At 65.8% G+C, this 12,981-nt stretch carries 11 protein-coding genes; 1 reads left to right on the top strand and 10 read right to left on the bottom strand.

The features are described 5' to 3' along the window. The first annotated feature begins 279 nt into the window (after nucleotides 1-279). Nucleotides 280-921 (top strand): TIGR03809 family protein, encoded by a 642-nt coding sequence (locus AC0L27_RS01440; protein WP_354207341.1) that lies wholly within the window; start codon nucleotides 280-282, stop codon nucleotides 919-921. A gap of 30 nt (nucleotides 922-951) precedes the next feature. On the opposite strand, the gene AC0L27_RS01435 is transcribed toward AC0L27_RS01440, so the two are convergent. From AC0L27_RS01435 to AC0L27_RS01390, 10 genes are all read right to left on the bottom strand, one after another. Further along, nucleotides 952-2,322, bottom strand: coding sequence for a TIGR03808 family TAT-translocated repetitive protein (locus AC0L27_RS01435; protein WP_354206871.1), 1,371 nt, complete (start codon nucleotides 2,320-2,322; stop codon nucleotides 952-954). Between the two features lie 91 nt (nucleotides 2,323-2,413). After that, nucleotides 2,414-3,067, bottom strand: coding sequence for a pyroglutamyl-peptidase I (locus AC0L27_RS01430; protein ID WP_354206869.1), 654 nt, complete (start codon nucleotides 3,065-3,067; stop codon nucleotides 2,414-2,416). Next, nucleotides 3,064-4,053, bottom strand: a complete 990-nt coding sequence (gene meaB / locus AC0L27_RS01425) for a methylmalonyl Co-A mutase-associated GTPase MeaB (protein ID WP_354206867.1) — start codon at nucleotides 4,051-4,053, stop codon at nucleotides 3,064-3,066. Before meaB ends, AC0L27_RS01430 begins: the two co-directional genes overlap by 4 nt. A 51-nt stretch (nucleotides 4,054-4,104) precedes the next feature. Then, entirely contained in the window at nucleotides 4,105-5,619 is a 1,515-nt protein-coding gene (locus AC0L27_RS01420) for a tripartite tricarboxylate transporter permease (RefSeq protein WP_354206865.1), read from the bottom strand. 5 nt (nucleotides 5,620-5,624) lie between these two features. Continuing rightward, on the bottom strand, nucleotides 5,625-6,119 hold the full coding sequence (locus tag AC0L27_RS01415) for a tripartite tricarboxylate transporter TctB family protein (RefSeq protein ID WP_354206863.1): 495 nt from the start codon (nucleotides 6,117-6,119) through the stop codon (nucleotides 5,625-5,627). A gap of 174 nt (nucleotides 6,120-6,293) precedes the next feature. Further along, on the bottom strand, nucleotides 6,294-7,286 hold the full coding sequence (locus AC0L27_RS01410; RefSeq protein WP_354206861.1) for a tripartite tricarboxylate transporter substrate binding protein: 993 nt from the start codon (nucleotides 7,284-7,286) through the stop codon (nucleotides 6,294-6,296). Nucleotides 7,287-7,414: 128 nt separating this feature from the next. Beyond that, nucleotides 7,415-8,185 carry an RsiV family protein gene (locus AC0L27_RS01405; RefSeq protein ID WP_354207339.1) on the bottom strand — a complete coding sequence of 257 codons (771 nt, stop codon included), beginning with the start codon at nucleotides 8,183-8,185 and terminating at the stop codon, nucleotides 7,415-7,417. 53 nt (nucleotides 8,186-8,238) lie between these two features. Beyond that, nucleotides 8,239-10,395, bottom strand: a complete 2,157-nt coding sequence (gene scpA / locus AC0L27_RS01400; protein WP_354206859.1) for a methylmalonyl-CoA mutase — start codon at nucleotides 10,393-10,395, stop codon at nucleotides 8,239-8,241. A 190-nt stretch (nucleotides 10,396-10,585) separates the two neighbouring features. Next, on the bottom strand, nucleotides 10,586-11,050 hold the full coding sequence (locus AC0L27_RS01395; RefSeq protein ID WP_275170656.1) for a GFA family protein: 465 nt from the start codon (nucleotides 11,048-11,050) through the stop codon (nucleotides 10,586-10,588). After that, nucleotides 11,047-12,918, bottom strand: a complete 1,872-nt coding sequence (locus tag AC0L27_RS01390; protein ID WP_354206854.1) for a methylmalonyl-CoA mutase subunit beta — start codon at nucleotides 12,916-12,918, stop codon at nucleotides 11,047-11,049. Before AC0L27_RS01390 ends, AC0L27_RS01395 begins: the two co-directional genes overlap by 4 nt. Nucleotides 12,919-12,981 lie beyond the last annotated feature (63 nt).

The raw sequence follows: 12,981 nt of genomic DNA, 5'->3' as shown, positions 1-12,981 counted from the left end.
GATCAGCTTCCGGTTGAGAGATCATGACTCCCTCATCCCCACCGCTCTGCCGGCACGCCGCAAGCGCGCTACGCTTGTGCGAAGCTTGACTCCAAATCCCATTGAATCTCCGCACGACTACGGAGTTTGGCGACGAAAACATCGTCGTTGCTGGACAAGTCAAAACTTTTCCACAAAATATTCACGTCGCGTCTAAATTGATTCGTGTGCGTTGCGTCGCGTCCGTATTTTCTCCTGACGGGCTGATTTATGACACATCGCCAAGAGGCTGTTCGCGACGTGGCCATTGGCCGCGACATTGCGGCACGCTGGTGCGCTCTCGCCGAGCAGCGGCTGGTGCATCTCTCCGAGATGTTCGAAACCGGGCGCTGGCGCCGCTATCACTCCGAGATCGCGTTTCTCGAAAACATCCAGGAAGCCAAGCTCGCGGTCCAGACCTGGCGCGCGCTTGCCACCGGCGCTGACGTCGCCACGGCGGCCGCGAGCGTGTCGCCCGCATTCGGCTGGTCGCCGGCGACAATGCCCCGCATGTTTCCGCGCGAGCAGCAGGCGCAGACCGTGCAACCGAAGGCCGTGCACATCGCCCCCGAGACCGCCGTGCCGGTCAGGCTCGATCCCAAGCCGGGCGTTCTCGCCGAAATCTCCGAAGCCCCGCCTACGCCGGTCGCCGCGCCGGCCCCGATGGCACCGCTCGAAGTGCCTGCTGCCATGGCGCCGCCCACCGCGCCCGTGGCAATGACAGGGCCCAAGGTGCCGCCCGCGATGGCAGCGCCCAAGGCGCTGGCCGCGATGGCGGCGCTTCTGCCGCAGTTCTCCCCGCCGGCGGCCGAAATTGTCGCCGCCCCCGAGCGCCTGGTTGAGTTCACCTTCAGCCTCGACGGCCTCGAAGCGAAGTACCCGCTGCTGCGGAACGCGTTCTAACGTTTGGGAGCCGGAGGCGAGGAACGGCAGCTACCGCCGCACCGCATTCCCGCCGACGACCAATTGCGCAAACCGCTGGGCGCCGTCCACCGACAGGTCGGACGTTACCGCGCGCGCGTGATCGAGGCCGACTACGGCGCCGCGCGGGGTTTCCGAGATCATGTTGTTGTTGACGAGCGCGGTGCCGGCGCCGGGCACGACGGACACGCCGACGCCGGCCATTGCCTTGCGGATCACGTTGCCCGTGATGGCGACGTCGCGGAGATATTTGCCCCAGCCGGCGACGATGCCGTAGGACGGCGCGTTCTCGATCACGTTGCCGGTGACCGATGAATCCGCCTCGATGTAGATGCCGATGCCGGCATCGTCATCCGGCGCGGTGCCGATCGGCCGCTTCGGGATCAGATTGCGGATGATGTTGCCCTGGACCACGGCGATGCGGCCGCCTTCGTTGAAATTGCAGACGGAGACGCCGACGGCGGCGCCGTCCACAATGTTGTTGGCGATCACCGCGGCCTCGAACGCGAATTCCGAATAGAGCGCGACCTCGCGCACGTCGCTGACGCTGTTGCCGGTGATGTGGATGTTCGAGGCCGAGTTGCCGCGCACGGCGGAGTAATCGCAGTTCTTGATGCGATTGCCGCGCACGATGACGTTGCCGGTGCGGAACGCGTTGATGGCGTTGCCGTACTGGCCGGAGCCGCCGGGGCCCGCCTTGATGTCCTCGATGCGGTTATCGGTGACCAGCGTGCCGTCATCGCCGATGGCCGTGCGCAGGATCTCGATGCCGTTGTCGTTGGTGCCGGTGATGGTGTTGTGGGAGACGCTGAGACCTCTGGCGTCGAACGACACCACCGCCGTCACCGCGATGTTGGTAAAGATGTTGCCCGAGATGTCGCCGGAGACTTGCTCGAGCCAGATGCCGCTGCCGCCGGACCCCGTGATCTCGCAACCGGTGATGCGGACGTCGCGCCCGCCGAGCACGTGGATCAGCCCGCGCCGCGTCGGCAGCGGAATGCCGCCACCGTCGAAGGTGAGACCGGTGAGCCCAATTGAATCGGAGCGGTCGCTCTGGATGGCCGAGGCCCCGCCAGTGAAGATGAGCTTGGTCGCGCCGCGCACGCCGATCAGTTGCGCGCCATTTGGCAAACGTAGCAACCCACTGCGGTAGATGCCGGGTGGCAGCGCCAGCGGCATCTGCGCTCGCGCGGCCTCGTCGATCGCACGCTGGAGCGCGCGGGTCTGATCCTCGCTGCTGCCGGGTCGCACGCCATATTGCGTGGCATCGCGGCCGAGCAGCGACGTCAGCGGCGCGGCACGCGCGGCGTCGGCTGGTATCGCGAGCGCGCCGGCGATGCCCGCGGTCGAAGCTCCGATGAGATGGCGGCGATTGAGGTCCATGACGCGTCCTCCGGCGGACGCGGGGGTCCGCAGCGGTTGGTAGCGCAGGGCGGCTGGTCGCGTGAGGATTGTTCGCGGTAGGGTTAAATGTTTACGCAGTCGTGTTCCGCGCCTTCCGTGCCAGCTGTACCATCTCCATCAGCATCGCTTCCCCGGCGTCCACCAGTTCCTCGAGCGTGATCCGCGGCGCGCCCTTGCGGCGCACGGCGCCACTGCGCGCGAGCAGGGGGATATGGATGAACGCCGCAAGCTGCGGCCCGCCGGCCCTGACGTTTTCGATCGCGCGCCAGCTTAGGTAGTTGCAGAGATAGGCGCCAGCATCGCGCGAGGGGCGCGCGTCGATGCCGGTGAGGCGCGCGGCGCGCAGCAGCCTTGCGGTGTGCGGGCCGAAAATCATCGCGTCCGCATGGCCGGCGATGCCGCGTTTGCTCGAGCGGGTGTTTGCGGCATCGGGCCACAGCATGGTGACGGCGTTGCGCGCGCGGCTCTCGATGCGCAGATAGGGCGTGCGTGCGGCGAGGCCGAACATCAGCAGAGCGTCGGGCTTCTCTTTCGCGAGCACCTCCGGCAATTGCCGGTCCACCGCAGCATAGGTGACCGGGAAGATGTGGCTGGAGATCGCGGCATCGTCGAGTGCGGGACGGCGTAATTGCGCCAGCCGGGCGACCAGCGGCTGGGTCGGATTGTAGGGCGCGCCGGGAAACGGGCCGAAGCCGGTGAGCAGAATGCGGAGCTTGTCGCTCATTGCAGCAACTCCAGGATCTTTTCGGCGGCGAGCGCCGGCGTGAGATGGCCGTCCGCCACTTCAGTCTCGATCTTCCGGACCTTGGTCCGCACCGACGCCTCGCTGCGCAACCGCGCCAGCATGCGCTGCTCCAGCATCGACCACATCCATTTCACCTGCTGCTGGCGGCGCCGTGCGGCGAAGTCGCCGGATGCATTCATCGCCTTGCGGTGATCGAGGACCTTTTGCCAGATCTTCGCGATGCCGTCGCCGGTCAGCGCCGAATAGGTTTCGACCGGCGGATGCCAATGTTCGGAGCGTGGCGTCAGGATATGCAGCGCGCCGCGATAATCGGCGGCGGTGATGTTGGCGCGCTTGAGATTGTCGCCGTCGGCCTTGTTGATCGCGATCATGTCGGCGAGCTCGACCAGACCCTTCTTGATCCCCTGGAGCTCGTCGCCGCCGCCCGGCAGCATCAGAGCCAGGAAGAAATCGGTCATGTCGCAGACCGCCGTCTCGGACTGGCCGATGCCGACGGTCTCGACCAGCACAACGTCGAAGCCGGCGGCTTCGCAGAGCAGCATCGCCTCGCGCGTTTTCGCGGCGACGCCGCCGAGCGTGCCGGAGGACGGCGAGGGGCGGATGAAGGCGTCGTCGGAGGCCGAGAGCCGGGCCATCCGCGTCTTGTCGCCGAGGATCGAGCCGCCGCTGCGCGCCGAGGATGGATCGACCGCGAGCACCGCGACCTTGTGGCCGTGCTCGATGAGATGGGTGCCGAGCGCGTCGATGGTGGTGGATTTGCCGACGCCGGGCGAGCCGGTGATGCCGACGCGGACCGCCCTGCCGGTGTCAGGCAAGAGCATCTGCACCAGCTCGCGCGCCAGCGCCTGATGGTCGCTGCGCCGGCTCTCGACCAGTGTGATGGCGCGCGCGAGCGCCGCGCGGCTGCCGGCGCGGAGATCATGGGCGAGGGATTTGATGTCCAGGGAAGGCTTTTTCTCAACCATGCCCTGCTTTACAACGCCCGCGCGGAGCAGGCGAGGGCCGCCCGCCCGATATCACCGGCCTGTCGCCGCCACCCCCGTCCGCACCGGTTTCAGCTTCCGCCACGCCCAGACCATCACCGGCCACAGCAGCGCCCCGATCGCCATGGCGGCGAGGATCGCGGCCACGGGGCGCTCGAAAAACGGCAAAATGCTGCCGTCCGACTTGATCAGCGACGTGACAAAAGCCTGCTCGACCATGGTGCCCATGACGATGCCGAGCACCATCGCGGCGACGGGATAGCCGTTCGCCTCCATGACATAGCCGATCACGCCGAAGGCGGCGACGGTGACGACGCCGAACATGTTGTTGCCGATCGCGAACGAGCCGACCGCGCAGCACAGCATGATGATTGGCATGATGGCGGCGCGCGGTGCCAGCAGGATGTAGGCGGCAACCCGGATCATGGCGATGCCGAGCGGGATCATCAAAATGTTCGCGATGATGAACATCAGGTAGATCGCGTACATGCTCGACGCTTTCTCGGTGAACAGCGTCGGTCCGGGGTTGAGCCCCTTCATGTAGAGCACGCCGATCGCGATCGCTGCGATGGTGTCGCCGGGGATGCCGAACAGCAATGATGGCACCCAGCCCGAGGCGATGCTGGCATTGTTGCTGGCGCCGGCCTCGACCAGGCCCTCGACATGGCCGGTGCCGAATTTCTCCGGTTCCTTGGAGAAGCGCTTCGACATCGCATAGGACACCCAGGCGGCCATGTCGGCGCCGGCGCCGGGCAGCACGCCGATGATGATGCCGACGATGTTTCCGCGCGTCATCTGCCAATGGTATTTCTTGGTCAGCTTCCACTGGCCGGCCATGATGCTTCCGAATTTGCGCCGCGGCAGCGGCGGCGGCTCGGGCGTCAGCATCGCGCGCATCACCTGGGCCACCGCGAACACGCCGACCAGCGCGGGGATCGGCTCGATGCCGCCGAACAGATCGGTGAGGCCGAAGGTGAAGCGCGGCACGCCGCCGGGATTTTCGATGCCGATGCAGGAGACCAGCAGGCCGAGGAACATGCCGGCGATCGCCTTCACCGGCGAGGAGCGCGCCACCAGCGTCGCGCACATCAGGCCGAGCAGCGCTAGCCAGAAATACTCGAAGGTCGAGAACGACAGCGCGATCTCGGCCAGCGGCGGCGCCAGGATCATCAGCGACAGCACGCCGGCAATGCCGCCGACGGCCGAGAACCACACGCCGGCCCCGAGCGCAAGCTCGGCCTGCCCCTTGCGTGTCATGGCGTAAGCCTCGTCCGCATAGGCGGCGGAGGCGGGCGTTCCCGGGATGCGCAGCAGCGCACCGGGAATGTCGCCGGAGAAGATCGCCATCGAGGACGCAGCCACGATGGTCGCAATCGCCGCGATCGGCGAGAGGTAGAAGGTGACGGGGACGAGCAGGGCGGTTGCCATCGTCGCCGACAGGCCCGGTAGCGAGCCGATCACGAGCCCGTACACGGAGGCTGCGAACATCGCGATGATGACCTCCCAGGTGGAGATCAGTGCGAACGCTTCGATCAGGGTTTTCATCATGGGGATCACCAGGGCGTCGGCAACAGGCCGGCGGGAAGCGGCACGCGCAGCAGCTTGCCGAAGATCAGGTGGATGGCGAAGGGCGCCAGCGCTGCGAGCGGCAGCGCCAGCTTCCACTTCGCCCCCAACGCCGTCGAGGTGACGTAGACCATGATCGCCGCGGTGATGATGAAGCCGAGCCGGTCGGCCGCCACTACGTAGAACAGCAGCAGCGCCGGCGGCAGCAGCGCGCGCAGGCCGTAGACCTTTCCTTGCGGCGGTGGGGCAGCCGCTGCCTGGCCATCCTCGAGCGGGATCAGCTCTTCCGTCTCCTCGAAGGTGTGACCGATACCGAACACGATTGCGAGCCCGCACAGCGCAAGTCCGATGCCGATCACGAGCGGAAATATGTTGGGGCCGACCGGCTGCCCGGGCACTGGCGGCAGCAGCCAGCCGCCATAGGCGGCTGCTGTGCCGAGCGCGACGAGAAACGATCCCGTGACGGAGTCGGGAAGGCGCATGGGAGAATCCTATGAGATTTCTTCTCCCTCGCCCCATTCTTGCGGGGAGAGGGCTGGGGTGAGGGGCTGCGTCCACGAACGCGGTGAAAGCTGGACTCGCGGAGACTCCCCCTCACCCGAATTTGCGCTGCGCTCAATTCGACCTCTCCCCGCAAGCGGGGAGAGGTGACAAAATCACGCCTTGCTCAAACCCGCCGCCTTCATCGCTTCGCCCATTTGGGCGTCGCCCTTGTCCATGAAGCTTGCGAACTGGCCGGCATCGCCCCACACGGTGCCGAATCCGCGATTGCCCATGAAGTCCTTGAACTCGGCAGAGTCGTAGACCTTCTGCAGCGCCGCGGTGAGCTTCGTTGCGATCTCCGGCGGCAGGTTCTTCGGCCCGGCGATGCCGCGCCAGGCGCCGGTCGCGTAGTCGATGCCCATCGCCTCCTTAAGCGTCGGCACGTCCTTGAAGATCGGATTGCGGGCCGGCGCCATGATGGCAAGGCTCCTGGCCTTGCCGGCCTCGATGATGGCGCGGGCTTCCGGCACCGAGCAGGTGGTGAGGTCGAGGCCGCCGGCGGCGAGATCCTGCATCGCGGGTGCGGCGCCGTTCGACGGCACCCAGGCGACCTGGTTGGCGGGCAGGCCCATTGCCTGCATCCAGCCGACCAGCGCGAGGTGCCAAATGCCCCCTTGGCCGGTGCCGGAAGCCTTGAACTTGCCGGGAGGGGCCGCCTTGATGGCTTCGGCGAGTTCCTTCACCGTCTTGTAAGGCGAGGAGGAGGAGACCTGGATGCCCGGGGGGTCTTCGTTCATTAGCGCCAGCGGGGTGTAGCTCTTGGGCGCCAGTTCGGTCAGCCCCTGCCAGTGCATCATCGAGATTTCGACCGTGAGCATGCCGATGGTGTAGCCATCGGGCTGCGCGGTCGCGATCGCGGTATGGCCGACGACGCCGGAGCCGCCGGTGCGATTGACCACGTTGAAGGGCTGGCCGAGATCCTTCTCCAGCAGCGCTGCGACAATGCGCGCAGTCGCATCAGTGCCGCCACCCGCGCCCCAGGGCACGATGACGGTGACGGGCCGCGCCGGGTAGGCTTGCGCACGCGCGGGTGTGAGGCCGAATGCGGCGGATGCCGCGACTGCGGCAGATGAAGCCGCAAAGGTGCGGCGCGTAATCTTGGACATGAAAGCCTCCCAGCGGCGCCCATGATTTCGGGCGCTCTTGTCAATGGTGACATTCTAGTCGGCTTTGCAGCGCGGCCGCAAGGTAGCGCTACCAGCGGTGAGTGAGCTAGTCGCTGCTCAAAACACGATCACTGCGGTTCGTCCGCGTCGCTCTTCGGCCGCGCGCCGCCGAAGATACGGGTGCCTTCCGCGCTGAGATAAGGCTTCAGCGTTTCCCACGGCACGAACGCGACATATTCGCCCTCGGCGTAGGGACCGACCGCATAGGGCGGGTAGTGGAACGTGAGCCCGGAACTCTTGCCCGCGTCGGTTGACGGCGCGAGCGTCACCGCGCCGATCTTGAGCAGGCTCGGCTCCACGCTCTTGAACCATTCGTCGGTCGCGGTCTCGCCGGCGCCGCGCTTCTTCTTCTCGATTTTCAATGAGGCGATCACCGCCTTCATCATTGCCTTCATGACCGGGCCGTTGTCGGCGGTCTCGGTGAAGAACGGGCGGATGGAGATGCGCTTGTTCTCGGCCTTGTTCCACAGGATCGTGTTCACGTCGGAGTTGGGATGGGCGCCGCGGGTGTCCATGTAGTCGTTGCGGAGAATGCTGACATAGCGGTCAGCGACGACGGACCGGATCGTATATTTGCGCTCAAAGTCCCAGCCGCCGTCCCTGAAGAACTGCGGATCCTCTTTGCGCGAGGCGGCGGCTTCTGCCGCGTTCTTGTCGATCCACTTCTTGCCTTCCGCCAGGCAGTCGGCCGCCAGCGCTGCATCGAACTTGATCTTGTCGTCGAGGAAGACGCGGGCCTCGATGCTCTTGGTCTTGATGACCGCGTCGGGCTTGGGGTCGGCAGCATGGGCGGTCGCCAACAACGCGCTGCAGGCTGCGACCAAAGTTAGCGCGCGCATCAACGCTGGCGCGGAAAATATCACGCACTGTCCTTTCGAGGATCGATGGCGACCTACTCCGCCGCCTCGCTATGCCCGAGCCGGGCGTTCAGCTTGCGGATCAGCTCCTCGGCCGCGTCCGCGATCACCGTGCCCGGCGGGAAGATCGCTTCGGCGCCTGCCGCGTAGAGCGCGTCGTAATCCTGTGGCGGCACTACGCCGCCGACGATGATCATGATGTCATCGCGGCCCTGCTTCTTCAGCGCTGCCTTCAGCTCCGGCACGGCGGTGAGATGGGCGGCGGCGAGCGAGGAGACGCCGAGGATGTGGACGTCGTTCTCGACAGCTTGCCGCGCGGCTTCGTCGGCAGTCGCGAACAGCGGCCCGATATCGACGTCGAAGCCGATATCGGCGAAGGCCGACGCGATCACCTTCTGGCCGCGGTCGTGACCGTCCTGACCGATTTTTGCGACCAGGATGCGCGGACGGCGGCCTTCGGCCTCCTCGAAGGCGTCGATCAGCGCCTGAACCTTCTCGACCCGGTTGCCCATGCTGGACGCCTCCCGCTTGTAGACGCCGGTAATGGATTTGATCTCGGCGCGGTGCCGGCCGAACACCTTCTCCATCGCGTCCGAGATCTCGCCGACGGTTGCCTTCGCGCGCGCAGCGTCGATGGCGAGCGCCAACAGATTGCCGTTGCCTTCGCCGGCCGAGCGCGTCAGCGCGGCGAGCGCGGCCTCGACGTCCTTCTGGTTGCGTTCGGACTTCAGCCGCGTCAGCTTGTCGATCTGGAGCCGGCGGACATTGGTATTGTCGACCTTGAGGATATCGATTGGAGCTTCGTCGGTCGGCTTGTATTTGTTGACGCCGATCACCGCCTGCTTGCCGGCATCGATGCGGGCCTGGGTCTTGGCCGAGGCTTCCTCGATGCGCAGCTTTGGTAGGCCGGCCTCGATCGCCTTGGCCATGCCCCCGAGCTCCTCGACCTCCTGGATGTGGCTCCAGGCCTTTGCGGCGAGGTCGCGGGTGAGACGCTCGACATAATACGAGCCGCCCCAGGGGTCGATGATGCGGGTGGTGCCGCTCTCCTGCTGCAGAAAGAGCTGGGTGTTGCGGGCGATACGCGCGGAGAAATCGGTCGGCAGCGCCAGCGCCTCGTCGAGCGCGTTGGTGTGCAGCGACTGGGTGTGACCCTGCGTCGCCGCCATCGCTTCCACAGTCGTGCGCATCACGTTGTTGAAGACGTCCTGCGCGGTCAGCGACCAGCCGGATGTCTGGCAGTGCGTGCGCAGTGACAGCGAGCGCGGATCCTTCGGATTGAAGGGCTTTAGCAGCTTCGCCCAGAGCAGCCGCGCCGCGCGCATCTTGGCCACTTCCATGAAGAAGTTCATCCCGGTCGCCCAGAAGAACGACAGGCGCGGCGCGAAGCGGTCGACATCGAGGCCCGCCGCAAGTCCGGCGCGAAGATATTCGACGCCATCGGCCAGCGTATAGGCGAGCTCGAGGTCCTGCGTCGCCCCTGCCTCCTGCATGTGATAGCCGGAGATCGAGATCGAATTGTATTTCGGCATTTTTTGCGAGGTATACGCAAAAATGTCCGAGATGATCCGCATCGAAGGCGCGGGCGGATAGATGTAGGTGTTGCGCACCATGAACTCTTTCAGAATGTCGTTCTGAATGGTCCCTGAGAGCTTCTCCGGCGGCACGCCCTGTTCCTCGGCGGCCGCAACGTAGAGCGCGAGGATCGGCAGCACAGCGCCGTTCATGGTCATGGACACGCTCATCTGGTCGAGCGGAATCCCCGCAAACAGCGTGCGCATGTCGTAGATGGAATCGATGGCAACGCCGGCCATGCCGACGTCGCCGCCGACGCGTGGATGGTCGCTGTCATAGCCGCGATGAGTGGCGAGGTCGAAAGCGACCGAAAGGCCCTTCTGTCCCGCCGCGAGATTGCGGCGGTAGAACGCGTTGGAGTCCTCCGCCGTGGAGAAGCCGGCATATTGCCGCACGGTCCAGGGCTGGTTGACATACATGGTCGGGTAGGGGCCGCGCAGATAAGGCGCGATGCCCGGATAGGTCTCGAGGAAGTCGAGTCCGGCCAGATCGGCCTCACTATAAGCGGGCTTCACCAGAATGCCCTCGGGCGTCAGCCACGGCTCGGCGCTGCCGGTCGGGGCGCCGGTGGCGGCTCGCTCGAAGGCGACATCGGCGAAATTGGGAATGCGGGTCATTCCTCGGAATCCTCAAACCTGCGATTGCGCTCAATCAGTTCTTGCACATTTTTCTTGTAGACGGGATCGTCCAAGCGGCTCTGAGTAATTTGGCCGGTCCCGTCCCAAGCAGCCGCGCGAACAGCTTTCCAATTTTCCATTCTGCCAGACCGAGCAACGTTTGTCCGAGCAGCTGAAACATGGCGGCGCCTCAATCATGATCCGGATGCTGATGGCTGACGATGGTCGCCATCTTTTCCGGTCCGTAATTCTGCTGCGTGGTCTGGCTCGGCAGATTGGCGATCCCGACCACCCAGCCGAGACGGGACTCGGAGCCGAACTGTCGCGTCGGCACCACGTGGTCGGGGCGGTCGAACGCGCCGGTCATGATCTCGATGCGGTCGCCGTCGATGCGGCCAAAGCTCAGCGGCGTGCCGCAGGCGGCGCAAAAGCCGCGCTCGGCGATGGAGGAGGAGCGGAAGAACGACGGCTGCCCCTTGGTCCAGGCGAAGTCCGTCTTGTTGATGTCGGCAAACGAGGCGAACGGTGCGCCGCTGGCCTTCTGGCACATCCGGCAGTGGCAGATCGAAACCCTGTTCGGCGCCGTCGTGACTCCAAAGCGCACTGCCCCGCATTGGCAGCCGCCGGTGAAAACTGGTTTGCTGGCTTCGGTCATGCCTGCTCCATCTGTCGATAGGCGTCTTGCAATGTCGCAAGCGCGTCGCCCCCGGCGAAGACAAAACCGGTGACGCCGGCTGCACGCAGCGCCGCCTCGGCATCGGTCGGGCGGCCTGCCAGATAGATAAGTCGGGCCCCGGCGGTTTGCAGGGCCTGTGCCGCCGCTTCGGCGTGTTCCGCATAGACCTTGTCGCTGGAACAAAGACAGGCGAGCCCGGCGCCCGAGGCCTTGAAGGCTGCAACTAACTGGGCCGGATCGGCGAAGCCCTCGCTGTCGACGGCCTGGATGCCGCCGGTCTCGAACAGGCTTTTGGCGAAGGTCGCGCGCGCCGTGAAATCGGCGGGCGTGCCGAGATTGGCCAAGAACACTTTCGGCCGCGCGCCGTGTGCCTTCAAGGCCGCATCGGATTTGTCCCGCAGCGCCTCGAACGGTTCCGCCAGCCGGATCGGCGGCAGCGCGTCGAACTTGTATTTTTGCTCGCCATAAGGCGCCAGCGCGATCGGCGTCGCCTTCAGCACCGCAGTCTCGTTCTCGTGCAGGTTCGGAAACTCGCTGGCGCCGGTCAGCACGTCGCGGCGTTTTGCGATGTTGGCGTCACGGGTTTTTCGCGCGGCCGCCACCTTGCTCTGGAACAGGCCTTGCTGAAGCGCAGCGAAGGCGCCGCCGGCTTTCTCGCTCTCCTGGAATAGCGCCCAGGCTGCGTCGCAGAGCTGGCCCGTCAGCGTTTCGATGCCGCCTGCGCCCGCCGCGGGATCGCTGACCTTGGCGAGGTTGCTCTCTTCCAGCAGCACAAGCTGCGTATTGCGCGCCGCGCGCCGCGCGAACGGATCGGGCAGGCCGAGCGCCAGCGTATGCGGCAGCACGGTGATCGCGTTGGAGCCGGCAAGGCCGGCCGCAAAGGTCGCCATGGTCGCGCGCAGCATGTTCACATAGGGATCGCGCTGCGTCAGCATGCGCCAGGCGGTGTCGGCGGCGATGAACAGCGGTTTTGGCGTGAGCCCGCACGCCGTCTCGATACGCGCCCACAGCAGCCGCAAGGCGCGAAATTTTGCCATGGTGAGAAACTGATCTGCATCCGCGGCAAGCCGCGCATAGACCATACCTTGCGCCTGCTCCAGCGGAACGCCGGCGCCTTCGATCGCGCGCAAATAGGCGGTGCCGCAGGCGAGCACGAAGGCGAGCTCCTGCACCTCCGAGCCACCGGCATCGTGGATCACGCGTCCGTCGGCCGATGCGAACGGCCCCTTGAAGCCGAGCGCGGCGAGGCCCTTGATGCCGTCGGTGATGGCCGGGACGATCTCATCCCAAGTATACGGGCTATGGCCCCACACGGCGCCGGCCGCGAGCGGGTCGAGCCCGAAGCGGATGTCGCAGGCCGCGGGATCGATGCCGTTGCTCTTCACATATTCCGCGACGTGGATCGCCGCCATCCGCGATTGCGGACCGATCTCGAGCTCCAGCCCGATGCCGGCATCGAGATGGATATCCCTCAAGATCTTTGCGACTGCGTCTGCGGTCGGTTCCAGCCCGAAACCGTGAGCGGCATTGCCGCCGGCGAACACCAGCGCAAGCCCTGTCGCGCCATTTTCCAGATCGGTCAGTGCCTGCGCATTCGCCGCACTTGCATCGGGATGGTCGATCCGCTGCATGATCTGCCAGGGCGCTGCCGCCGGCCGCCCCACGACGGGCGCAACGCCTTTGGCGCGCGGATAGAGCGGATCGATCTTGATTCCGTCATAGGTCTTGGCGACCAGCTTCTCGAACGGCGCGCCCTTCAGCACGCCATCGACCAGCTTGCGCCAGTCTTCGACGGTGGCCTTGGGAAAATCCGCCGCCAGCGGCAGGTCGTCAGTCGTGGAGGTCATGCGGCGAGGGGCTCCCGAAAATCTTGTTGTTCGCAGTCGAAATTGCCACGGCCGGCCGTCCCT

The sequence above is a fragment of the Bradyrhizobium sp. Ken51 genome (genome assembly GCF_055807435.1).
Note: the sequence above shows the minus strand (reverse complement) of the source record. Positions and strands in the feature narration are given on the sequence as shown.

Bases quoted from the DNA above. Each gene is read 5' to 3' on its own strand.
- AC0L27_RS01415 (WP_354206863.1), bottom strand. From the start codon at position 6,119: ATGCGCCTTCCCGACTCCGTCACGGGATCGTTTCTCGTCGCGCTCGGC.
- AC0L27_RS01420 (WP_354206865.1), bottom strand. From the start codon at position 5,619: ATGATGAAAACCCTGATCGAAGCGTTCGCACTGATCTCCACCTGGGAG.
- AC0L27_RS01395 (WP_275170656.1), bottom strand. From the start codon at position 11,050: ATGACCGAAGCCAGCAAACCAGTTTTCACCGGCGGCTGCCAATGCGGG.
- AC0L27_RS01390 (WP_354206854.1), bottom strand. From the start codon at position 12,918: ATGACCTCCACGACTGACGACCTGCCGCTGGCGGCGGATTTTCCCAAG.
- meaB (WP_354206867.1), bottom strand. From the start codon at position 4,053: ATGGTTGAGAAAAAGCCTTCCCTGGACATCAAATCCCTCGCCCATGAT.
- scpA (WP_354206859.1), bottom strand. From the start codon at position 10,395: ATGACCCGCATTCCCAATTTCGCCGATGTCGCCTTCGAGCGAGCCGCC.
- AC0L27_RS01405 (WP_354207339.1), bottom strand. From the start codon at position 8,185: ATGCGCGCGCTAACTTTGGTCGCAGCCTGCAGCGCGTTGTTGGCGACC.
- AC0L27_RS01435 (WP_354206871.1), bottom strand. From the start codon at position 2,322: ATGGACCTCAATCGCCGCCATCTCATCGGAGCTTCGACCGCGGGCATC.
- AC0L27_RS01410 (WP_354206861.1), bottom strand. From the start codon at position 7,286: ATGTCCAAGATTACGCGCCGCACCTTTGCGGCTTCATCTGCCGCAGTC.
- AC0L27_RS01430 (WP_354206869.1), bottom strand. From the start codon at position 3,067: ATGAGCGACAAGCTCCGCATTCTGCTCACCGGCTTCGGCCCGTTTCCC.